The organism is Acidovorax sp. Root70 (genome assembly GCF_001428225.1).
In the GTDB taxonomy this organism is placed as follows: Bacteria; Pseudomonadota; Gammaproteobacteria; order Burkholderiales; family Burkholderiaceae_C; genus Acidovorax.
Genome location: NZ_LMHQ01000030.1, coordinates 258,562 through 280,234, shown reverse-complemented (window position 1 = coordinate 280,234; position 21,673 = coordinate 258,562). Strand labels below are relative to the sequence as shown.

Genomic DNA, 21,673 nt, shown 5'->3' with positions numbered 1-21,673 from the left:
AGACAATTCGTGAAAATCAAGAGTAACAAAGACTTTGCGTCCGGGCTCATGTTCATGGGCGTCGGTATCGCATTTGCGTGGGGTGCCACCACCTACAACGTAGGGTCGGGTGCGCGCATGGGGCCCGGCTACTTCCCGCTGTTGCTGGGGATCTTGCTCGCCGTCATCGGCAGTGTGATCACCTTCAAGGCAATGACCGTGGAAACGGCCGATGGCGACAAGATCGGCAAATGGGCCTGGAAGCCCCTGTTCTTCATCCTCGCCGCCAACTTCGCCTTCGGCATTCTGCTGGGCGGCCTGCCAAGCCTGGGTATCCCGGCGATGGGGCTCATCGTGGGCATCTACGCACTGACCTTCATCTCCAGCCTGGCTGGCAATGAGTTCAATGCCAAGGCTGTATTCGTACTGGCCACCGTACTTGCCGCCGGCAGCTACGTGGCCTTCGTGTGGGCGCTCAAGCTGCAGTTCCCTGTGTGGCCGAGTTTCATCGCAGGTTAAGCAGGAGCACCGACCATGGATTTGATTAACAACTTGTCGTTGGGTTTTGGTGTTGCTTTCACCTTCCAGAACCTGATTTACTGCTTTGTGGGCTGCTTGCTCGGCACGCTGATTGGCGTGCTGCCCGGCATCGGCCCGGTGGCGACCATCGCCATGCTGCTGCCCGCCACGTACGCGCTGCCCCCTGTGGCTGCGCTGATCATGCTGGCCGGTATCTATTACGGTGCCCAGTACGGTGGCTCGACCACCGCCATTCTGGTGAACCTGCCGGGCGAGTCCTCGTCGGTGGTGACCGTGATTGACGGCTACCAGATGGCGCGCAAGGGGCGAGCGGGGCCTGCGCTGGCGGCTGCCGGCCTGGGGTCGTTCTTCGCCGGCTGCGTGGGTACGCTGATCCTGGCGGCCTTTGCACCTCCGTTGACCGAAGTGGCCTTCAAGTTCGGCCCTGCTGAATACTTCTCTCTGATGGTGCTGGGCCTGATCGGTGCCGTGGTGCTGGCCTCGGGTTCGCTGCTCAAGGCGGTGGCCATGATCGTGCTGGGTCTGCTGATGGGCTTGGTGGGTACGGACGTGAACTCGGGTGTGGCCCGTTTCAGCTTCGACATCCCCGAACTGACCGACGGCATTGGCTTCGTGACCATCGCCATGGGTGTGTTCGGCTACGGTGAAATCATTGCCAACCTGTCGCGCCCTGACGAAGACCGCGAGGTGTTCACTGCCAAGGTGCAGGGGCTGTTCCCCACCAAGGAAGACTTCAAGCGCATGATCCCTGCGGTGCTGCGCGGCACGGCCCTGGGTTCTGCCCTCGGCATCCTGCCCGGTGGCGGTGCACTGCTGGCAGCGTTCGCGGCCTACACGGTCGAGAAGAAGACCAAGCTGCAGCCTGGCGAAGTGCCTTTCGGCCAGGGCAACATCCGTGGCGTGGCGTCGCCTGAGTCGGCCAACAATGCCGGTTCGCAGACTTCGTTCATCCCGCTGCTGACGCTGGGCATTCCCCCCAACGCCGTGATGGCGCTGATGGTGGGTGCCATGACCATCCACAACATCCAGCCTGGTCCCCAGGTGATGACCAGCAACCCCGAACTGTTCTGGGGCCTGATCGCCTCGATGTGGATCGGCAATGCGATGCTGGTGATCCTGAACCTGCCGCTGATCGGCATCTGGATCAAGCTGCTCACCGTGCCTTACCGCTGGCTGTATCCGTCCATCGTGCTGTTCTGCGCGGTGGGTGTGTATTCCACCAACAACAACACCTTCGACATCTGGATGGTGGGCGCGTTCGGCCTGATTGGCTACATCTTCCACAAGCTGGGTACCGAACCTGCGCCTCTGCTTCTGGGCTTCATCCTGGGGCCGATGATGGAAGAAAACCTGCGCCGTGCGCTGCTGCTGTCGCGTGGCGACTGGAGCGTGTTCGTCACGCGTCCGCTGTCGGCAGGCCTGCTGGCGGCTGCAGCCCTGTTGCTCGTCATCGTGCTGTTGCCCGCCGTGAAGAGCAAGCGCGAAGAGGCGTTCGTGGAAGACTGATCGGCTCCGGCTGTTTTTCCACCCTGACCAACGGCACCTTCGGGTGCCGTTGTTTTTTGGGCAGTGGCGTCCACATGGCACTGCCGTCGCCAGTACACAATCGCGGGCAGAGGTCCGCATGTCCACACCCTTTCTCCCCACGCAGCACCCCCACCGGGTGATGCTGCACAACGAAATCCACGCCCGCCCTCCGGAGGCGATGAACGCCCCGCTGGCCATCGCCCACATCGTGATGTTGGCCGATGCCGCCGGGCGCGAGGCCAGCCGGGCCCATGTGACCGCACTGCTGCGTGACCACCACATGGCGCTGCCCGATGCACAGACCACCCACTTGCGGATGGACTTGGGCGCTTTTCGCCTGCGCTGGGAGCTACACACCGAGTTCGTCACCTGGACCTTCATGGTCCCGACGCCCGTGGAGGCGTTTGGCGAGCGCGAACCCGCGAGCGCCGTGGATTTTGTGCCCCACGACTGGCTGGCGACTTTGCCCGGCCAGTGCCTTTGCAGCCTGAACCTGTGGGTGTTGCCCACGCACACCTTCGGCTCGGGCTCTCTGGTCAAGCATGTGCTGCACGAAGACACGCTGGTGGCGTCCACCGTGGCGGATGGGCATGGCGAGGTGTACACCGACTTTGCGATCCATGCGGACGGTTTCTCGCGCATGGTGTTGCTGGCGGGGGGCATGACGCCGAGGCGCCTGGGGCGCTTGGTACAGCGGCTGCTGGAGATCGAGACCTACCGCATGGCGGCTTTGCTGGGACTGCCCGCCGCTCGCGAGGCCGCCAGCGTACTGGCCTTTGCCGAGCGAGAACTGGCGGCACTGGCAGAGGCCATTCGCACGGCCAACCGCGACGACGAACCTGCCTTGCTCGACCGGCTGACGCGCCTGGCGGGGCAGGTGGAAAGCCAATACGCAGCCACGCATTCGCGCTTTTCGGCCAGCAGCGCCTACTTTGAACTGCTGGACCGGCGCATTCAGGACGTTGCCGAATCGCGCCTGGCGGGCATGCAGACCATCCGGGAGTTCATGGACCGGCGCCTGACCCCCGCGCGCAGCACCTGCGAATGGGCCACCCGGCGGCAGGATGCGCTGTCGCAGCGCGTGTCGCGCATGAGCAACCTGTTGCGCACCCGGGTGGAGATCGAGCAGCAGCAAAGCAGCCAGGCGTTGCTGACGACCATGAACCACCGGCAGGACCTGCAGCTGCAAATGCAGTCCACGGTGGAGGGGCTGTCCGTGGCGGCCATCACCTATTACATCGTCGGGCTCGTCAGCTACCTGGCAAAGGGCGCGCAAAAGCTGGGGTGGCCGTTGTCCGCTGAGACCACGGCAGCCCTGGCGATTCCGGTGGTTGCGGCCGGGGTCTGGTGGTCGTTGCGACGTCTGCACCAGCGGGTGTTCCACAAACACCACTGAGGTTGTGCGTCTGGTGATTCGGCAGGCAGCACAGGAGCGGCTTCAGCCCGGCTGCCATCGCTGATGAAGGGGGCGCCCGCGCAGAGGTTCGATGGCCTGCGACGGCCCTGTCGTGCCACACTTGGTTCGAGCCTTCCGGCGGTACCGGGTGGGCAGACACTACCGCGGGCGCCTCGCGCCCCTCTCTAGCGTGACCACTGAAAAAAAGAGCATTGCCTCCGGCCTTGTGCTGGCATTCCTGGGCTCCATCGCATTCAGCGGCAAGGCCATCATCGTCAAGCTGGCCTACCGCCATGGGGTGGACGCGGTCACGCTCATCATGTACCGCATGCTGTTTGCGCTGCCCATCTTTGCCGTGATGGCATGGTGGGCCAGCCGGGGCAAGCCACCGCTCACACGCAAGGACTGGCTGGGCGTGCTGGGCCTGGGCGTCACCGGGTACTACCTGGCGAGTTTTCTGGACTTTGCCGGGCTGGCCTACATCAGCGCCAGCCTGGAGCGCCTCATCCTGTACCTCAACCCCACGCTCGTCGTGCTGCTGGGCTGGCTGCTGTATGGGCGGGGCATCCGCTGGGCACAGGCCGCAGGCATGCTGGTGAGCTACGGCGGGGTGGTGCTGGTGTTCGGGCACGAGGCCAACCTGCAGGGCGCCAACGCCGCCTGGGGTACGTTGCTGGTGTTTCTGAGCGCAGTCAGCTATGCCATTTACCTAGTCTACAGCGGCGAGATGGTGCAGCGCCTCGGTTCGCTGCGGTTGGTGGGGCTGGCGACCACAGTGGCGTGCCTGTGCTGCCTGCTGCAGTTTGTGGTGCTGCGCCCGTTGAGTGCTGCGGTGGTGGCCCCGGAGGTGGTCTGGTTGTCGGTGCTCAATGCGACCCTTTGCACGGCAGCGCCCGTGCTGATGGTGATGATGGCCATTGAGCGCATTGGCGCGGGCATGGCCGCACAGACGGGCATGGTGGGCCCGTTGTCCACCATCCTCATGGGCGTGTGGATTTTGGGCGAACCCTTCACGGTATGGGTGGCAGCGGGTACGGTGCTGGTGATGGCAGGCATTTTCATCTTCACCCGCATGGCGCGCAGGGCCTGAGCGTCGTCGCCCTCACCCGATAGCGGCCCATGCCAGGCCACGAGCCTCCATGCACCCAGTGGCCGTGTGCGCCAGCAGACGGGGGCAGACGCCTGGCGTGTTCTACGAGGTCTTTTTCCGGGGTGCTGCCTTGCGGGCCGGCGCCTCTGGCGGTGCTGCGGGAGACGGAGCCGCCGCCGCTGCAGGGGCAGCCTTGGGACTCATGCGCTGGGCGACTGTCACGGGGGCCGTCCCGGTGAAGCCATCGAGGTTTTTGCCCATGGCCAGTTCCAGCTGCTCCAGGCGTGCCTGTGCAGGGGGGTGCGTGGCCAGTGCCAGCGTGAAGGCCGGGTTGTCGGGCGTGGCGGTGCGCAGGTGCTGCAGCACCGACACCAGTCCGTAGGGGTCAAACCCCGCGCGGGTGGCCAGGGCCACGCCCGTGCGGTCGGCATCGTACTCATCGGTCTGGTCCAGGCCACGCGCATACAGGTTGCGTCCCAGTGCCAGGAACTGCGAGGCCACCACGTTGCCCACGGCGCTGGTCTTGATCTGCGAGGCCACCAACTGCGTGAGCATGCCCGACTGCGCCGTCTTGCGAATGGCCAGCAGGTGGTGCTTGGCGGTGACATGGGTGATTTCGTGGGCCAGGATGCCCGCCAGCTCGGCCTCGTCGGCGCAGCGGTCGATCAGACCCTTGGTCACGAACACATAACCACCCGGCGCCGCAAAGGCGTTGTAGCCCGGGTCGTCCAGCACCACAAAAGTCCATGGCAGGTTGGGGCGTGGTGACTGCAGGCTGATCCAACGCCCAAGCTGGTTCACGTACCGCTGCAGCGCCATGTCCGGGTGCAGCGGCTTGCTGCCCAGCAGCACGGCCGAGAGTTGGCGGCCTATCTCGATCTCGCGGGGCTCGTCGATGCTCTCGACCGAGCGGGTGAGCATGCTGATGAGGTCATCCCCCTGGCCTGCGGGAGCGCCCCCGCCGGTGATGGCGCCCAGCAGACCACCGCCCGTGCTGCTGGTGGTGCTGCCACCCCCCAAGGCGTTGAGCAGGTTCATGACCCCCTGACTCTGCCCCTGGCTGGGCAGCAGGGTCAGGGCCAGAGCGGTGCAGGCTGTTGCAAGCAGCCGGATGCGGGGGGTGGAATGGGGCAGGCGCATGGCGACTCTCGCTCAGTTGGGGCTGAAATTGGGATCAGAGGGGTTGTTGGACGAGCCTGTTGCCCCCGATCCGCCACTGGAGGAGGGGCGGGGCGGCTCGGCCAGCGGGGCCACGTTGCGTGGCTGCAGAGCTGCATTGCTGGCGAACTGGCGGGCCTGGTCGGCATTGACGCGCAGGCCCTCAGCCTGGCTCACGGCTGCGGGGTTGGGTTGGGCCTTGGCGATGTCTTCGGCGCCAAGACCCCGGATACCCACGGTAGAGGTGGCCGTGGTGGTGGAGCCGCTGTTGCCACCAAACAGGCTGCCCAGGCCGCGCATGCCGCTGGTGGCCGCATTGCCCGTGGCGGGCGCGGAGCCCGACTGGGGCCCGAGGTCGAACATGTGAACCCAGCCAGTGGCGCCTTGCGCAGTGCTGACCTTGGTCCAGGGGCCCTTGCGCTCGCTTGTGCGCGTGACCACGGCATTGGCCTCCAAGGGCGCCACGCTGGCGCCGCTTTCTGCGGGGGTGTCGCGCAGCTGGGTGGCGCGTTTGATCACGGCCGCTTCCTGCGCCTGTGCGGTGGTGGCAAACAGTGGCAGTAGGGCCATCGCGGCCGATGCCAGCCAAGGGGCCAGGGCTCTGCAGTGCAGCCGGATCATTTTGTATCTCTCCACTTATGATTTGTTGTGGCTGCAGCTCGCAGCGTGAAACCGGAGATTGTTATGGATTTGGGTATTGCAGGCAAATGGGCGCTGGTGTGCGGCGCGAGCAAGGGGCTGGGTTATGGCTGCGCGCAGGCGCTCGTGCGAGAGGGTGTCAATGTGGTCATCAACGCCCGCAACGCAGAGGCGCTGCATCAGGCTGCTACTCGTTTGATAGCTGACGGTGCAAGCAACACCGGCACTAGGGGCCAAAATGGCGTCCAGCCGCAGGTGCTGGCAGTGGCGGCCGACATCACCACCCCAGAGGGACGCGCAGCGGTGTTCTCGGTGGCGGGCGGCCCGGGGCGGGACTTTGACATCGTGGTCACCAACGCAGGCGGCCCTCCCACCGGCGACTTCCGCGACTGGAACCGCGATGCATGGATCAAGGCCGTGGACGCCAACATGCTGACTCCCATCGAGTTGATCCAGGCCACTGTGGATGGCATGGCTGCCCGTGGGTTTGGCCGCATCGTCAACATCACGTCGAGCGCCGTGAAGGCACCCATCGATATCCTGGGCCTGTCCAACGGCGCGCGCAGCGGTCTCACGGGGTTTGTGGCGGGCGTATCGCGCAGCAAGATTGCGGCGCGCGGGGTGACCATCAATAACCTGCTGCCCGGCAAGTTCGACACCGACCGCCTGGCCGCCACCGTGACTGCGGCGGCCACCAAGGTGGGCAAGAGTGTTGAGGACTTGCGTGCTGCCCAGCAGGCGCAGATTCCGGCGGGACGCTATGGCACGGCCGAAGAATTTGGCGCCATCTGCGCCTTCCTGTGCAGCCTGCAGGCAGGCTACATGACCGGCCAGAACGTGCTGGCCGACGGCGGTGCCTACCCTGGCACGTTCTGACGCCGGCCGGGCTGGGCGCGGCGCTGTGCGCTGCGCGGGCGCCGAGCCCCCGCAGGCCAGGGATGCACCCGTGGTGTTTTGCCGACAGCTTTACCGGCGCGCTGAATAATTGGTGGAATACTGCGGGCCAGCGCCCGCTACTGTCCGCCGCCATGTACCCTGCCCACACCCCCTTTCTGCTGCGCCTGAAACGCCACGCTGCACTGTTGTGCCTGGCGCTGGGGGCATGGGGTGCCGCGCAGGCTGCCGATCCGGTCAACACGCCCGGCGCGGGTGCCACTGCGGCGGTTCCTTACCGCTTGCGCATCGTGGGGGGGCTGGCGGGCATCAGCCAGTACAACCGGCAGGAAGAGCCCTTCTGGACCAAGGAGCTGGCGCGCCTGAGTGCAGGGCGCTTCCAGGCCGAGATCGTGCCCTTTGACCGGGCGGGCGTGCCCGGTGCCGAAATGCTGCGGCTGTTGCAACTGGGCGTGGTGCCTTTTGGCACGACCCTCATGAGTTCGTTCACCGCGCAATACCCCGAATACACCGCGCCCGACCTGGCCGGGCTGAACCCCGATATCGCCACCCTCAAGACCACGCTGGCTGCGTTTCGTCCCTATCTCGAAAAAGCGCTGCGCGAACAACACGGCGTCGAGGCGCTGGCCATCTACGTGTACCCCGCGCAAGTGGTTTTCTGCAAGAAGCCGCTGCGTGCATTGGCCGAACTGACCGGCCGGCGCGTGCGTGTGTCGTCGGCCACCCAGGCCGATTTTGTGGGGGCCCTGGGCGGGGTGCCGGTGCTGACCAGCTTTGCGCAGATCGTGCCGAGCTTGACGGCGGGCAATACCGAATGTGCGATCACCGGCACCATGTCGGGCAACATGCTTGGCCTGCCCGCGCTCACCACCCACGTGCACACCCTGCCGGTCACCTGGGGGCTCGCCGTGTTCGGTGCCAACCAGGCCGCCTGGGCTGCGCTGCCGGCCGATCTGCGTACGCTGCTCAAGCGCGAGCTGCCCCGCCTGGAGGCCGCCATCTGGGCCGAATCCGAACGCGAAACCGCGGACGGCCTGGCTTGCAACCGGGGCGCGCCCAGCTGCAGCGCCGGCACCAAGGGCAGCATGGTCGTGGTGTCCGCATCCTCCCAGGATGAGCGCAGCCGCCAGGAGATCCTTCAATCCACCGTGTTGCCGCGCTGGGTGCAGCGCTGCGGCGCCCGGTGCGCACAGGTCTGGAACCAGACCATCGGGCCGGCGCGTGGTCTGCAGGCAGCGCCTGCGAAATGACCGAGTCCGCTGCACCCTCGCGCATCAAGGCCTATGTCTGGGCGGGCGCCGCAGTGTTTGTGGCGGCTGTGGTGGTGGTGGCTGCCACCCTGGCATGGAACGCCCGCCAGGCCGCGCTGGCCGACAGCGAGGCGCAGGCCACGCGCTTCGTCGCTGGAGCAGAAGCCGCCCTCAACCGGTCGCTGCTGGCGGTGGATGTGCTGCTGGCCAGCATGGATGAGCTGCTGGGCCTGTCCCATGCCATGACCTCTTGGGTGGACCCCGAAACAGCCAGCCAGCGGCTGCGTGGGTCGGCCCGGCAGAACCTCATGGTGCGCTACGTGGCGGTGCTCGACGGCACAGGCAAGACCTTGGCATCGTCCGACCCGGCCGGCGGGGGCCTGCTGGTGCAGTTGCCCGCGGGTTTTCTAGAGGCCGTGCTGGAGCAACCGGTGTCCACGCTGATGGTCAGCGCGCCGGTGGTGAGCTTTGCCAGCTCCGAGCGGGTGCTGTACTTTGCGCGCCACCTGCGCATGGCCGACAGCTCGCGCGTGGTGGTGGTGGCCGAGCTGCCGGTGTCCGTGCTCAGCTCGGTGCTGGTGCAGGGCGTGGACATCAATGGCCTGCAGGTGACGCTGGAGCGAGCCAACGGGCTGCTGCTGCTCAGCGTGCCCAACCGCGAAGACGTGACCGCGCCCCTCCTCGCGCCGCCCATTGGTGACCTGGCGAACCAGGGCATGGCCTGGGAGGCACCCGCACGCCTGACGGGCGAACCTTCGCTCGTGGTGTTCCGGCCCATCCTGTACCAGGACCTGCGCATCGCGGCCAGCATTCCGCTGAGCGCGGCGCTGGCCAACTGGCGCGACCAGCGCGACGCCATTGCGCTGACCACCTTGCTGTTCATTGCCATGATCTTGGCCGCGGGGGTGCTGGCACTGCGGTATGTGGACCGGATGTCGCAGGCCCGCCTGGCGATTGCACAGTCCAAGGCCACGCTGGACCAGGCGCTGGAGTCCATGGTCAGCGGCTTCTTGCTGCTCGACAACCAGCAGCGCGTGGTGCAGTGGAACCTCCAGCTGGAGACCATTCTCCCGTGGCTGCGGGGCGTGATGAAGCCGCTGGTGCCGTTCAGGACGGTGCTGGAGGCCACGGTGGAGCACCATGTGCCCGGCCTGCAGGGCGACGAGCGCAAACGCTGGGTGAACCAGCGCCTGCAGCGGCAAAAGCACCAGCCCGAGCCACGCGAGCAGTCCTACGCCAACGGCAGCACCATCCAGATCACCGAACGCGCCACGCCCGATGGCGGGCTGGTCATCAGCTACCACGACGTGACCGCGCTGCGCAAGGCCAGCACCGAGATCGAGAGCCTGGCCTTCTACGACCCGCTGACCAACCTGCCCAACCGCCGCCTGCTGATGGACCGCATGCAGCAGGCCATCGCTGCCAGCGTGCGCAGCGGGCAGTACGGGGCCCTGCTGTTCCTGGACCTGGACCACTTCAAGACCCTGAACGACACGCGCGGCCACGAAGTGGGCGACATGCTGCTGCGCCAGGTGGCCCAGCGCCTGAAGACCTGCGTGCGGCGCGAGGACACGGTGGCGCGGCTGGGGGGCGACGAATTCGTGGTCATGCTCAGCGACCTGTCGGTCCATCGCGACGAGGCTGCGGCCCAGGCGCGGCGGGTGGGCGAGAAGATCCTGCGCAAGCTCAACGTGCCCTACACCCTGGGCGGCAACGCACACCACAGCACGCCCAGCATCGGCGCCACGCTGATGGGCGGCTCGCTGCAATCGTCGGTGGACCTGCTCAAGGAGGCCGACATTGCGATGTACCAGGTCAAGTCGCAGGGGCGCAACGCGCTGTGTTTTTTTGACCCGCAGATGCAGATCGTCATCAGCATGCGGGCGCAGCTGGAGAGCGACCTGCAGATGGCGCTCACGGCGCGGCAGTTCGTGCTGCACTACCAGCCCCAGTTCCACCTGGACGGCCGTGTGGTGGGCGCTGAGGCCCTGATCCGCTGGCAGCACCCCGAGCGCGGGCTGGTCGCGCCCGGCGAATTCATTGGCGTGGCCGAAGAGAGCGAACTCATCGTGCCCATGGGGCACTGGGTGCTGCGCACGGCCTGCGAGCAGCTGGCTGCCTGGCAGGGGGACGAGCGCTACCGGCACCTGCAGGTGTCCGTCAACGTGAGTGCGCGGCAGTTTCGCCAGCGCGACTTCGTGGCCCGCGTGGTGGAGGTGCTGCGCGAGACCGGGGCGCGGCCCCATTTGCTCAAGCTCGAACTGACCGAGTCGCTGGTGCTGGACAATGTGGACGACACCATCGCCAAGATCGGCCTGCTCAAGACCAAGGGGGTGCGCTTCTCGGTAGACGACTTCGGCACCGGCTATTCATCGCTGGCCTACCTCACACGGCTGCCGCTGGACCAGCTCAAGATCGACCAGTCCTTTGTGCACAACCTGGGCGTGCGGCACACGGACGATGTGATCGTGCAGACCATCCTGGGCATGGCTCGCAACCTGGAGCTGGATGTGATTGCCGAAGGGGTGGAAACCGAGGCGCAAAAGGATTTCCTGGCCCGGCACGGCTGCGTGTACTTCCAGGGCTATCTGCTGGGGCGGCCCACCCCGGTGGCTGCGTTGGAGGCGCTGATGGAGTCCGCCGCCGCTGCACCCGTGCAGGGTTGAGCCAAGTAGCCAAGTACCCAGTTTGCTATATTTTATATAGCAATTAAGATAGGGAATACCGGCGCTACTGTCGGTTTTGTCGAAAATTGGCGCCGTCAGCGCCGCGACGACACCACGATGCCGCCCACGATCAATGCAAACGCGACACCGTGGAACGCCTGGGGTGTTTCACCCAGAAAAGCCGCCGACAGCAGCCCCGCGAACAGCGGCGTGAGGTTCACGAAAAAGCTGGCCAAGGCCGGCCCCGCGCGTTGCACCCCCACACCCCAGAACCGGTAGGCCAGCACTGCCGGCCCCACGGCGATGAACGCCAGCGCGGCGACCAGCGGCCAGCCCCATGCGATGTGCGTGCGCCCGCTGGCCCATTCGGCCCCCGCAAAGCTGCCCGACCAAGCCAGCCCAAACACCATCTGCGCCATCAAGAACGCAGCCCAGTCGCCCCGGATGCTGGTGGGCTCGGTGGTGCGCGACAGCAGCCAGCTGTAGAACGCCCACGAGATGGTGGCCAGCAGCATGAACAGGTCGCCCGGCACCAGGCGGAACGTCAGCAGCTGCGACCACTCGCCCCGGCTGAGCACCAGCAGCACTCCGCACATCGACAGCAGTGCGCCCAGCACCTGGCGGCGGGTCACGGCGGCCCCGAAAAACAGCGCCCCCACGGCCAGCATCCATACCGGCATGCTCGACCCCACCAGCGTCACGTTGATGGGTGTGGACGTCTGCAGCGCCATGTACTGCAGCGCGTTGTAGGCCCCGATGCCCAGCAGGCCCAGCAGCGCGTAGCGGCGCCAGTGCGGCCACAGCGGGCTGTCGGCGCGGAGCACGCCATGGGCCAGGGGCAGCAGGATGGCAAAGGCCAGCACCCAGCGGATGAAGTTCAGGGTGATGGGGGGAATCAGTTCATGGACCAGCCGCCCCACCACCGCGTTGCCAGCCCACAGCAAGGGCGGAATCACCAGCAGCACGGCCGTGCCGGGTGTGATTTTTTGAGTCATGGGGCTGCACTGTAACGGTGCGGGCGGGGCCCTGCTGCGCTCGGGGCAGAAGGCCCCTGCACGCACCGGTGCTGCACAGGCCGTCGGCAACCGCGCGCAATTCGTGGCAGGATGGCCGCCGTTGTGATTTCCCCCGCCCCTTTTTTTGGAGACTGTCAGTCATGAGCCTTGCCGTCCAGATCCGCCAGCACGGTGGTCCCGAAGAACTCCACATCGTTGACGTCACCGTGGGCGAGCCCGGCCCCGGCGAGGTCCGCATCCGCCACCACGCCATTGGCCTCAATTTCATCGACGTGTACCACCGCACGGGCCTGTACCCGCTGAACATGCCCGCCACCATCGGCATGGAAGGTGCCGGCGTGATCGAGGCCGTGGGCGAAGGCGTCACGCACCTGAAGGTGGGCGACCGCGCTGCTTACGCCAGCAACCCGCCCGGCGCCTACTGCGAAGTGCGTGTGATGCCCGCCAAATGCGTGTGCAAACTGCCCGATGCCATCAGCTTCGAGACCGGGGCCGCCATGATGCTCAAGGGCCTCACGGCGCAATACCTGCTCAAGAAAACCCGGCCCGTGGAAGGCCTGCAGCCCGGTGATCATGTGCTGTTCCATGCAGCCGCAGGTGGTGTGGGCCTCATCGCCAGTCAGTGGGCCAAGGCGCTCGGCCTGCAGCTCATCGGCACGGCGGGCTCGGATGCCAAGTGCCAACTGGCCCTGGCCAACGGTGCGGCGCACGCGATCAACTACAGCACCGAGGACTTCGCCGCGCGTGTGAAGGAGATCACCGGTGGCAAGGGTGTGAAGGTGGTGTACGACTCGGTGGGCAAGGACACCTGGGACAAGTCGCTCGAATGCCTGCGCCCCTTCGGTCTCATGGCCAGCTTTGGCAACGCCTCGGGCCCGGTGGCACCGTTTGCGCCGGGCAGCCTGGGTGCCAAGGGGTCGCTCTACGTCACGCGCCAGACCCTGTTCACCCACATCGCCACGCGCGAGGCCACGCAGGCCATGGCCGATGACCTGTTTGCCGTGGTCGCCAGCGGGCAGGTCAAGATCCACATCGACCAGCGTTATCCGCTGGCCGACGTGCAGCAGGCGCACCGCGACCTGGAAGCACGCAAGACCACCGGCTGCACCATCCTCACGCTGTGAGCGCGGCCCCCCAGACACCCACCTTCGACCAGTGGCTGGCGGGTGCGCGCCGTGCGGCGCAGCAGCCCCCGGCTCAGCCCCGCCAGCCGCTGGTGGTGGCAGGGCAGGTGGTGGGGTCGGTGGCACCAGGGTTTTTGAGTCAGATCAGCCTGAAGCGCTTGTTTGATAAGCGCTATCAGCTATCAGAAACAGAGCAATCTGAGGGCTCTGCGTGGCATTTGCAGGCACCGCCCGCCGACGCCACGGATGCCCTCAACACCCTGGCCGCCGCGCTGCGCGATGTGGGCCTGTGTGGCCCCTGGCGCGACGAGCAGCTGGCGGTGACCAACCCAGCGGGCGAGGTCATCGGCACGGTGGAGCGCGGTGCCGTGCGCGTGCTGGGCGTGGCCACCCGGGCCGTGCACCTGGTGGGCGTGGCGCCTGACGGGCGCATGTGGGTGCAAAAGCGCTCCATGACCAAACCCAACAACCCCGGGCTGTGGGACACGCTGATGGGCGGCATGGTGTCGGCCGCCGACTCGCTGCCGCAGGCCCTGGCCCGCGAAACCTGGGAAGAGGCCGGTTTGCGGGTCGATGCATTGGCCGACGTGGCGCACGGTGGGCGGGTGCTGTTCAGCCGCCCCAGCCGCGAGGGCGGCGGCGCGGGCTTCATGGTCGAGCGCATCGACTGGTTCCGCGCCCAGGTGCCCCACGGCGTGGAGCCCGACAACCAGGACGGCGAGGTCGAGCGCTTTGACCTGTTGTCTCTGGACGTGGTGCGCGAACGCGTGGCCCACGGGCTGTTCACGCTGGAGGCCGGGCTGGTGATTGCGGGGTTTCTGGGGGCCTAGCCGGGGCGGCAGCCACTCATCCTGGTATGAGGTGATTTGCTATCTATTCGATAGCTGAGAAGGCATTTTCAATCGGCGCTTGCGGCCGCTTTCAATCCAATTTCTTGTCCAGCGTCCGCGCGCCCCGCTGTACCGCCACCGCTTTCACCAGGTCCCAGGCCGCCTGCGCCACGGGCGAGAGTGCACGGTGGCGACGGTGCACCAGCATGATCTCGCGGTCCACGCGCGGCACCAGGGGGCGCACCGCCAGCCGTGCCAGGCCTTCGGGCGGCAGGGCCAGGGTGGGGATGACCGAGATACCCAGGCCCGCGTCCAGCATGCGGAAGATGGTGGTGGGGTGGCCCACCTCCTGGGCCACCGCGCAGGCCACCCCGTGCTCGGCCAGGGCGCGGTCGATCAGGCGGCGGCTGCCGGAGTCGTGGTCCAGCAGCACCAGCGCTTCGCCCTGCAGGTCGGTCCAGCGCACCTGGCGTTTGCCCGCCAGCCGGTGGCCGGGTGGGCAGGCCAGGCAGAAGGGTTCGGTCAGGATGGTCTCGCAATGCAGCGCCTCGCGCTCGCTGGGGTCGATGACCACGCCGAAATCCACTTCGCCCGACAGCACGCTGGCCAGCACCGCGCTCTGGATGCGGTCCAGCAGCACCAGCTCCAGCCCGGGCAGGGTGCGCTGGCATTCGGCGATGCAGTCGGGCATGAGGTTGGCCGACAGCGTGGGGCTGCTGGCCACGCGCACGCGTCCGCGCCGCTGGGTGGCCAGCTCCCGCACGTCCAGCAGTGTGTTCTCCAGCTCCTCCAGCACGCGTGGCAGGCGGGCCGACAGGCGCTGGCCGGCATCGGTCAGCGTCACCTCGCGCGTGGTGCGGTTGAGCAGCTTCAGGCCCAGCTGGGCTTCCAGTTCGGTGATGCAGCGGCTCACGGCCGGTTGGGTCAGGCCCACCGCATCGCCCGTGCGGCTGAAGTTGCGGGTGGAAGCCACCGACTGAAACACATGCAGCTGGCGCAGGGTGATATTCATGAGCTCGAATCATAAATCCATCAGAGAAATCCATTTCTCTTTGGAATCGGGCTAAAGTCCAATGCGTGTCTTTGGGGTTTGTGTGCCCCACGTTTCTGCATTTTTTTGCGCTGCCGCTGCGCTGTCACCCATGGCCCGTTCCCGTTTTCTCCCCGACAACTTCACCCTGGCCTTGCTGGGCACCGTCACCCTTGCCAGCGTGTTGCCCGCCTCGGGCGTGGCGGCCCAGGCGCTGGAGGGCGTCACCGTGGCGGCTGTGGCGCTGCTGTTCTTCCTGCACGGGGCCAAGCTCTCGCGGGATGCCATCGTGGCGGGGCTCTCGCACTGGCGGCTGCACCTGGTGGTGGTGGGTACCACGTTTGTGCTGTTCCCGCTGCTGGGCTGGGCGTTGCGGCCAGTGTTGCTGCCGCTGGTCACACCCGGCCTTTACACCGGCATCCTGTACCTGTGCGTGCTGCCCGCCACGGTGCAGTCGGCCATTGCGTTCACGGCCATGGCGCGCGGCAACATGCCAGCGGCCATCTGCAGTGCGTCGGCATCGACCCTGCTGGGCATCGTGATCACGCCGTTGCTGGTGGGGCTGCTGCTGCCCGAGGCGCAGCAGCAGGCGGGCGCTGCGCAACATGACACGCTGGCCAACATCGGCCGCATCACCTTGCAGTTGCTGGTGCCCTTTGTGGCAGGCCACCTGCTGCGTCCGTGGATTGGCGGTTTTGTGCAGCGCCGGGCGGCAGCGCTCAAGCTGGTGGACCAGGGCTCCATCCTGCTGGTGGTGTTCACCGCCTTCAGCGCTGCGGTGGTCGAGGGGCTGTGGCGGCAGTTGCCAGCGTCTGCGCTGCTGGGCCTGGTGGTCGTGTGTGCCGTGCTGCTGACCTTGGCGCTGGTGACCACCACCTGGGTCGCGCGGCGCATGGGGTTCTCCAAGGAGGACGAAATCACCCTGGTGTTCTGTGGCTCCAAGAAGAGCCTGGCCAGCGGCGTGCCCATGGCCAAGGTGCTGTTTGCATCGCACGCAGTGGGCGCCATCGTGCTGCCCATCATGGTGTTCCACCAAATGCAGCTGATGGTGTGCGCGGTGCTGGCGCAGCGCTATGCGCGGCGCGGTGCGTAGGCGACTAGGATGCTATCTTTTGTATAGCTGCAGGCGCATGAAGAACATGCGCCTGCGGCCCAAAAGGCTTCAACTCTGCTCGTTGAGCGTGCGCAGGCGGCTGGGCGCCAGGGCACCGGCCGATTCCAGGATGGGGTAGGCCACCGAGCACAGCAGCGAGTTGATGCGTTTGAGTTCGCTGATCAGGTCGATGTGCAGCGAGCTGGTCTCAATGCTCTGCACCGTGTTGTCCGACAGGCGTGCCAGGTGGGTGGCCGAATAGGCGTGTTCCAGATCCCGGAACCGGGCTTTTTCTTCCAGCAACTTTTGCGCGTCGCGCACGCTGCCGTTCAAGAACACACTCATCGCCAGCCGCAGGTTGTCGATCAGGCGGGCGTGCAGCTCGTTGATCTCTTCCATGCCCGCCTCAGAGAACTGGCGGCCCTTCTTGATCTTCTTGTCCTCGATGTCGATCAGCACGCGCTCGATGATGTCGCCGATCTGCTCCATGTTGATGGTGAAGCTGATGATGTCGGCCCAGCGGCGGCCCTCGCGTTCGTCCAGCGCCTCGCGCGAGATCTTGGTCATGTAGTACTTGATGGCCGAGTACAGGCCGTCCACCTCGTCGTCGAGTTTGCGTAGGTCTTCGGCGAGCTTGAGGTCATCGGTCCGGATCACCTTGTGCAGGCCCAGCAGCATCGATTCGACCACGTCGGCCTGGTGCAGGGCTTCGCGTGCGGCGCACGAGATGGCGAGGGACGGCGTGGCCAGGGCGGAGGGGTCCAGATGCTGGGGCCGGGTGCCGGCAGCCGCCTGCGTCTTTTCGGCGGGCAGCAGCCGCTGCACCGTACGCGCCACCGTGCCTGTCAGGCCAATGCAGACAATGCCCACCACCACGTTGAAGGCCAGGTGAAACAGCACCACCAGGGCGGCGGTCTCGGGCACGTAGGGCCGCACGTGCTGCAGCCACAGGCCGGTGAGGGGCGTCATGATGAGCACGCCAATGATCTTGAAGAACAGGTTGCCCAGGGGCACCTGGCGCGTCTGCACGTTGGACTTCATGGTGGTCAACACGGCGAGCACACCGCTGCCCAGGTTGGCGCCCAGCACCAGCCCCAGCGCCACATCGGCCGGAATACCGCCCGAGCCCGCCAGCGCCGCCGTGAGCAGCACGGTGGCAAGGCTGGAATACGCCACGATGGCCAGAATGGCGCCGGTAAAGATCTCCAGCAGCAAGTCGCTGGTGAGCGCGCCCAGCAGCGTGCGCACGGTGGGCGACTGGGTGAGCACCGTGGTCGATTCGGTGATGAGGCGCAGCGCCAGCAGCATCAGCCCCAGGCCGATCAACACGCGGCCTACGCGGCCCACGGCGGTGTCCTTGCGCGAGATGAACAGCACCACGCCCACAAAGATGAACAGCGGCGACAGCCACGACAGGTCCATGGAGAACACCACGGCCATCACGCTGGTGCCCACGTCGGCGCCCAGCATCACGGCCAGCGCCGCAGGCAGGCCCACCAGGCCCTGTCCCACAAAGGACGACACGATGAGCGCGGTGGCCGTGCTGGACTGCACCACCGCCGTCACGCCAATGCCAGAGAGCACAGCGGTGAAGCGGCTGCTGACGCTGTGTGCAATCAGCTGGCGCAGGTTGGCGCCGAACACGCGCAGGATGCCGGTGCGCACCAGGTGGGTGCCCCAGATCAGCAGCGCCACGGCTGCCAGGAGATTGAGGAGATGCTTCATGAAAACCGTTGTTTCTTCTTCTTGTGATGGGCGTAAACCCTGCGATGACCAGACCCAGGGGCCAATGCAAGAAGCGCGCGCACCGGGCTGTCATAAAACTGACACATAAGCATACTCCTGATTCCATAGCGCCGGAGCAGATGCCCATGTCGGCGCTGGGTGCGTTGTGGCGCTCCAAACGGCACGGCCCGCGTGTAGCGGGCCGTTGGGATAGGAGAAGGGCTGGGCGGCCTCAGCGCTCGCGCCGCACCCTCAGCAGCTCATCCAGGATCAGGCAGGCAGCGCCGACAGTAATGGCTGAGTCCGCCAGGTTGAACGACGGGAAGTACCAGCCCGCGTAGTGGAACTGCAAAAAGTCCACCACGTAACCATGCATGAGCCGGTCCACCACGTTGCCCACCGCTCCGCCGAGGATGCTGGACAGCGCAAAGCTGAACAGCTTCTGGCCCGGGTGCGCACGCAGCTGCCACACGATGAAGATCGTGGCTGCCACGCCAATGCCGGTGAACAGCCAGCGCTGCCAGCCGCCAGCGTCCGACAGGAACGAGAACGCTGCGCCGGTGTTGTGGGCGCGCACGATGTTGAAGAAGCCGGTGATGAACGTGGCGTCGCCCAGCTGGTAGTGGTTGAGGATCAGCGTCTTGGTGATCTGGTCGGCCACCAGCAGAAACACCGCCCATGCCAGCCAAGGCCACATGCCCGCACCGGTGCGCCCGGTCTGGCCGGTTTGCGTAGAGCGCGCCATCACGCGTGCGCCCGGCTTTCGCCGTCGCCATAAAGGTTGCTGGTACAACGACCGCAGATGGTGGGGTGCGCGGCATCGCTGCCCACGTCGGCCCGGTAGTGCCAGCAACGCTCGCATTTGGCGTCCGAGCTGGGTTGGACGCTGATCTGAAGGGTGCTTCCAGCGACCAGTTCGATGGCGGAGAGGATGAAGACGAACTTCAGGTCCTCACCCAGACTGGCCAGCAGCGCATGGTCCTCGGGCGCAGCGGTGAGGGTCACGGTCGCCTGCAGCGACGAGCCCACCTGGCCGGCGGCACGCAGGGCCTCGATCTCCTTGTTCACTGCATCGCGGATCTCGCGGATGCGCGACCACTTGGCCAGCAGGCCTTCGTCGGCACCGGCGCCCACGCCCGCGACGTTGCCGTAGGTCTCCAGGAAGATCGAGTCGGAGCTGCCGAACACTTTCCAGGCTTCTTCGGCCGTGAACGACAGGAACGGCGCCATCCAGCGCAGCATGGCGTGCGTGATGTTGTAGAGCGCCGTCTGCGCGCTGCGACGCGCCAGGCTCCTGGGCGCCGTGGTGTACAGGCGGTCCTTGAGCACGTCCAGGTAGAAGCCGCCCAGGTCTTCCGAGCAGTACAGCTGCAGTTTGGCGACCACGGGGTGGAACTCGTACACCTTGTAGTGCGCGAGCACCTCGGCCTGGAACTCGGACGCGCGCGTGAGCGCGTAGCGGTCGATCTCCAGCATCTGGTCAAACGGCACCGCGTCCTTGGCCGGATCAAAGTCACTCACGTTGGCCAGCAGGAACCGCAGCGTGTTGCGAATGCGGCGGTAGGCGTCCACCACGCGGGCCAGGATCTTCTCGTCGCCCGCGATGTCGCCCGAGTAGTCGCTCGCGGCCACCCACAGGCGGATGATCTCGGCGCCCAGCTTCTTGTTGATCTCTTGTGGGTCGATGCCGTTGCCCAGCGACTTGCTCATCTTGCGGCCCTGGCTGTCCACGGTGAAGCCGTGGGTCAGCAGGCCGCGATAGGGCGCACGGCCTTCCAGGGCCGATGCCAGCAGCAGCGAGCTGTGGAACCACCCGCGGTGCTGGTCATGGCCTTCCAGGTACAGATCGGCCTCGGGGCCGGTGTCGTGGTGCACGCTGGGGTGCGTGCCGCGCAGCACGTGGCTGAAGGTCGAGCCAGAGTCGAACCACACTTCCAGGATGTCGGTGCTCTTGGTGTAGTGCGGTGCGTCGGCAGCACCCAGGATTTCTTCGGTGGTCACGCGGCTCCAGGCCTCGATGCCGCCCTTTTCGACGATGTCGGCGGCCTGGTCCATGATTTCCATGGTGCGCGGGTGCAGCTCGCCCGAATCCTTGTGCAGGAAGAACGGGATGGGCACGCCCCAGCTGCGCTGGCGCGAGATGCACCAGTCCGGCCGCCCGGCGATCATGTCGTGCAGGCGGGCCTTGCCGTTCTCGGGGTAGAAGCTGGTGTGCTCGATCGCATCGAGGGCGATCTGGCGCAGCGTCTTGGCGGGCTTCATGCCGGGCAGGGTGAACACGCCTTCGCCTTCGTCCATGCGCACGAACCACTGGGCCGCCGCGCGGTAGATCACGGGCGTCTTGTGGCGCCAGCAGTGGGGGTAGCTGTGCGTGATGTCCTTGGTGGTCATCAGGCGGCCCGCGTTGCGCAGGGCTTCGATGATGACGGGCACAGCCTTCCAGATGTGCTGGCCGCCGAACAGCGGAAAGTCGGCCGCGTAGGTGCCGTTGCCCTGCACGGGGTTCAGGATCTTGTCGAGCGCCATGCCATGCGCGCGGCAGGAGTTGAAGTCTTCCAGGCCGTAGGCGGGCGACGAGTGCACGATACCTGTGCCGTCGTCGGCCGTGGCGTAGTCGGCCAGGTACACGGGCGACAGGCGGCGGTAGCCAAAGCTGCCGTCTTCGCTGGCCACATCGTACAGCGGGTGCTCAAATTCCAGGCCGCCCAGGTTCTTGCCCAGGGTGGTAGCCAGCACGCTGCCGGTGAGGCCGTAGCGCTCCAGGCACGAGGCCACCAGCGGCTCGGCCACGAGCAGGATACGTTCGCCCGCGTCCACCAGTGCGTAGGTGATCTCGGGGTTCAGGTTCAGGGCCTGGTTGGCGGGGATGGTCCAGGCGGTAGTGGTCCAGATGACGACGAACGCGTCCTTGGTCAGCGACGGCAAGCCAAACGCGGAGGCCAGCTTGGCCGGGTCGTGCGACTTGAAGGCCACGTCCAGTGTGGTGCTCTTCTTGTCCTGGTATTCGATCTCGAACTCGGCGAGCGAACTGCCGCAGTCAAAGCACCAGTACACGGGCTTGAGGCCACGGTATACAAAGCCGCGCTCCATCACGCGCTTGAAGGCGCGGATCTCGCCCGCCTCGTTGGCGGGGTTCATGGTCTTGTAAGGGTTGTCCCATTCGCCCAGCACGCCCAGGCGCTTGAAGTCCACCATCTGCTGCGCGATCTGTTCGGTGGCAAACGCGCGGCTCTTAGCCTGCATGTCGTCGCGGCTCAGGTTGCGGCCGTGTTTCTTTTCGATGGCGTTTTCGATCGGCAGGCCGTGGCAGTCCCAGCCCGGCACGTACAGCGCATCAAAGCCTTCGAGCTGGCGCGCCTTGGTGATCATGTCCTTGAGGATCTTGTTGACCGCGTGGCCCATGTGGATCTGGCCGTTGGCATAGGGCGGGCCGTCGTGCAGGATGAACTTGGGCGCGCCCCGGCGGGCATCGCGCAAGCGCTTGTAGATCCCTTGGTCTTCCCATTCCTTGACCCAGCCGGGTTCGCGCTTGGGCAGGTCGCCGCGCATCGGAAAGGGGGTGTCGGGCAGGTTCAGCGTGCTGCGGTAATCCGGAGCGGAGGGAGCGGTGGTACTGGCGTTGTCGGACATGAGGGAGCCTTAAAACGGGGCATTCCGGGGCAGGCCCGGAGCAAAACGGGAAAGAGCGTGGCGTGGAGAGATGTCGTGCCTGCCGG

General features: G+C 66.2%; 17 protein-coding genes. 10 read left to right on the top strand and 7 right to left on the bottom strand.

Annotated elements, in window-relative coordinates; translation table 11 throughout:
* Window positions 1–9 precede the first annotated feature (9 nt).
* The 4 genes from ASD94_RS19670 to ASD94_RS19655 all read left to right on the top strand — a co-directional run bounded on the left by ASD94_RS19670 (window position 10) and on the right by ASD94_RS19655 (window position 4,532).
* A complete protein-coding gene (locus ASD94_RS19670; RefSeq protein WP_056646567.1) occupies window positions 10–498 on the top strand; it encodes a tripartite tricarboxylate transporter TctB family protein in 489 nt (162 codons plus the stop codon).
* Between the two features lie 15 nt (window positions 499–513).
* Window positions 514–2,025, top strand: a complete 1,512-nt coding sequence (locus ASD94_RS19665) for a tripartite tricarboxylate transporter permease (protein ID WP_056646566.1) — start codon at window positions 514–516, stop codon at window positions 2,023–2,025.
* Window positions 2,026–2,143: 118 nt separating this feature from the next.
* On the top strand, window positions 2,144–3,442 hold the full coding sequence (locus ASD94_RS19660; protein WP_056646564.1) for a DUF3422 family protein: 1,299 nt from the start codon (window positions 2,144–2,146) through the stop codon (window positions 3,440–3,442).
* Window positions 3,443–3,632: 190 nt separating this feature from the next.
* Complete coding sequence (locus ASD94_RS19655; RefSeq protein ID WP_056646561.1) at window positions 3,633–4,532, top strand: DMT family transporter; 900 nt, start codon at window positions 3,633–3,635, stop codon at window positions 4,530–4,532.
* 102 nt (window positions 4,533–4,634) lie between these two features.
* On the opposite strand, the gene ASD94_RS19650 is transcribed toward ASD94_RS19655, so the two are convergent.
* Together ASD94_RS19650 and ASD94_RS19645 are read right to left on the bottom strand one after the other, a co-directional pair.
* Window positions 4,635–5,672, bottom strand: a complete 1,038-nt coding sequence (locus tag ASD94_RS19650) for a M48 family metalloprotease (protein ID WP_056646560.1) — start codon at window positions 5,670–5,672, stop codon at window positions 4,635–4,637.
* Window positions 5,673–5,684: 12 nt separating this feature from the next.
* Complete coding sequence (locus tag ASD94_RS19645) at window positions 5,685–6,260, bottom strand: SH3 domain-containing protein (protein WP_235510712.1); 576 nt, start codon at window positions 6,258–6,260, stop codon at window positions 5,685–5,687.
* Between the two features lie 114 nt (window positions 6,261–6,374).
* Between ASD94_RS19645 and ASD94_RS19640 the strand changes: the two genes are divergently transcribed.
* The 3 genes from ASD94_RS19640 (at window position 6,375) to ASD94_RS19630 (ending at window position 11,139) form a co-directional block, all read left to right on the top strand.
* Window positions 6,375–7,205: an SDR family oxidoreductase gene (locus ASD94_RS19640; protein WP_056646556.1), complete on the top strand. Its 831-nt coding sequence runs from the start codon at window positions 6,375–6,377 to the stop codon at window positions 7,203–7,205.
* Between the two features lie 152 nt (window positions 7,206–7,357).
* Window positions 7,358–8,473 (top strand): TRAP transporter substrate-binding protein, encoded by a 1,116-nt coding sequence (locus ASD94_RS19635; protein ID WP_056646554.1) that lies wholly within the window; start codon window positions 7,358–7,360, stop codon window positions 8,471–8,473.
* Window positions 8,470–11,139 (top strand): EAL domain-containing protein, encoded by a 2,670-nt coding sequence (locus ASD94_RS19630; protein ID WP_056646552.1) that lies wholly within the window; start codon window positions 8,470–8,472, stop codon window positions 11,137–11,139. Before ASD94_RS19635 ends, ASD94_RS19630 begins: the two co-directional genes overlap by 4 nt.
* Before the next feature lie 95 nt (window positions 11,140–11,234).
* On the opposite strand, the gene ASD94_RS19625 is transcribed toward ASD94_RS19630, so the two are convergent.
* Window positions 11,235–12,134 carry a DMT family transporter gene (locus ASD94_RS19625; RefSeq protein ID WP_056646550.1) on the bottom strand — a complete coding sequence of 300 codons (900 nt, stop codon included), beginning with the start codon at window positions 12,132–12,134 and terminating at the stop codon, window positions 11,235–11,237.
* A 161-nt stretch (window positions 12,135–12,295) separates the two neighbouring features.
* Here ASD94_RS19625 and ASD94_RS19620 point away from each other — a divergent pair, with 161 nt between their 5' ends.
* Window positions 12,296–13,279: a quinone oxidoreductase gene (locus ASD94_RS19620; protein WP_056646548.1), complete on the top strand. Its 984-nt coding sequence runs from the start codon at window positions 12,296–12,298 to the stop codon at window positions 13,277–13,279.
* Window positions 13,276–14,109, top strand: coding sequence for a DUF4743 domain-containing protein (locus ASD94_RS19615; protein ID WP_056646546.1), 834 nt, complete (start codon window positions 13,276–13,278; stop codon window positions 14,107–14,109). Before ASD94_RS19620 ends, ASD94_RS19615 begins: the two co-directional genes overlap by 4 nt.
* Before the next feature lie 91 nt (window positions 14,110–14,200).
* Here the strand turns inward: ASD94_RS19615 and ASD94_RS19610 are convergent, their stop codons facing one another.
* The gene (locus ASD94_RS19610) at window positions 14,201–15,121 is read right to left on the bottom strand and encodes a LysR family transcriptional regulator (RefSeq protein ID WP_056646544.1); all 921 of its coding nucleotides are present in this window, start codon (window positions 15,119–15,121) and stop codon (window positions 14,201–14,203) included.
* A 130-nt stretch (window positions 15,122–15,251) separates the two neighbouring features.
* Between ASD94_RS19610 and ASD94_RS19605 the strand changes: the two genes are divergently transcribed.
* On the top strand, window positions 15,252–16,232 hold the full coding sequence (locus ASD94_RS19605) for a bile acid:sodium symporter family protein (protein ID WP_056646543.1): 981 nt from the start codon (window positions 15,252–15,254) through the stop codon (window positions 16,230–16,232).
* A gap of 69 nt (window positions 16,233–16,301) precedes the next feature.
* Here the strand turns inward: ASD94_RS19605 and ASD94_RS19600 are convergent, their stop codons facing one another.
* The 3 genes from ASD94_RS19600 to ileS all read right to left on the bottom strand — a co-directional run bounded on the left by ASD94_RS19600 (window position 16,302) and on the right by ileS (window position 21,587).
* A complete protein-coding gene (locus ASD94_RS19600; RefSeq protein WP_056646541.1) occupies window positions 16,302–17,957 on the bottom strand; it encodes a Na/Pi cotransporter family protein in 1,656 nt (551 codons plus the stop codon).
* A 232-nt stretch (window positions 17,958–18,189) separates the two neighbouring features.
* Entirely contained in the window at window positions 18,190–18,702 is a 513-nt protein-coding gene (gene lspA / locus ASD94_RS19595; protein WP_056646539.1) for a signal peptidase II, read from the bottom strand.
* A complete protein-coding gene (gene ileS / locus ASD94_RS19590; protein ID WP_056646537.1) occupies window positions 18,702–21,587 on the bottom strand; it encodes an isoleucine--tRNA ligase in 2,886 nt (961 codons plus the stop codon). The genes lspA and ileS overlap by 1 nt, the downstream gene beginning before the upstream one ends.
* Window positions 21,588–21,673 lie beyond the last annotated feature (86 nt).

Coding starts and splice junctions, on each gene's coding strand:
- ASD94_RS19625 (WP_056646550.1), bottom strand. CDS start 12,134: ATGACTCAAAAAATCACACCCGGCACGGCCGTGCTGCTGGTGATTCCG.
- ASD94_RS19660 (WP_056646564.1), top strand. CDS start 2,144: ATGTCCACACCCTTTCTCCCCACGCAGCACCCCCACCGGGTGATGCTG.
- ASD94_RS19610 (WP_056646544.1), bottom strand. CDS start 15,121: ATGAATATCACCCTGCGCCAGCTGCATGTGTTTCAGTCGGTGGCTTCC.
- ASD94_RS19650 (WP_056646560.1), bottom strand. CDS start 5,672: ATGCGCCTGCCCCATTCCACCCCCCGCATCCGGCTGCTTGCAACAGCC.
- ASD94_RS19605 (WP_056646543.1), top strand. CDS start 15,252: ATGGCCCGTTCCCGTTTTCTCCCCGACAACTTCACCCTGGCCTTGCTG.
- ASD94_RS19630 (WP_056646552.1), top strand. CDS start 8,470: ATGACCGAGTCCGCTGCACCCTCGCGCATCAAGGCCTATGTCTGGGCG.
- lspA (WP_056646539.1), bottom strand. CDS start 18,702: ATGGCGCGCTCTACGCAAACCGGCCAGACCGGGCGCACCGGTGCGGGC.
- ileS (WP_056646537.1), bottom strand. CDS start 21,587: ATGTCCGACAACGCCAGTACCACCGCTCCCTCCGCTCCGGATTACCGC.
- ASD94_RS19665 (WP_056646566.1), top strand. CDS start 514: ATGGATTTGATTAACAACTTGTCGTTGGGTTTTGGTGTTGCTTTCACC.
- ASD94_RS19645 (WP_235510712.1), bottom strand. CDS start 6,260: ATGGCCCTACTGCCACTGTTTGCCACCACCGCACAGGCGCAGGAAGCG.
- ASD94_RS19635 (WP_056646554.1), top strand. CDS start 7,358: ATGTACCCTGCCCACACCCCCTTTCTGCTGCGCCTGAAACGCCACGCT.
- ASD94_RS19640 (WP_056646556.1), top strand. CDS start 6,375: ATGGATTTGGGTATTGCAGGCAAATGGGCGCTGGTGTGCGGCGCGAGC.
- ASD94_RS19620 (WP_056646548.1), top strand. CDS start 12,296: ATGAGCCTTGCCGTCCAGATCCGCCAGCACGGTGGTCCCGAAGAACTC.
- ASD94_RS19600 (WP_056646541.1), bottom strand. CDS start 17,957: ATGAAGCATCTCCTCAATCTCCTGGCAGCCGTGGCGCTGCTGATCTGG.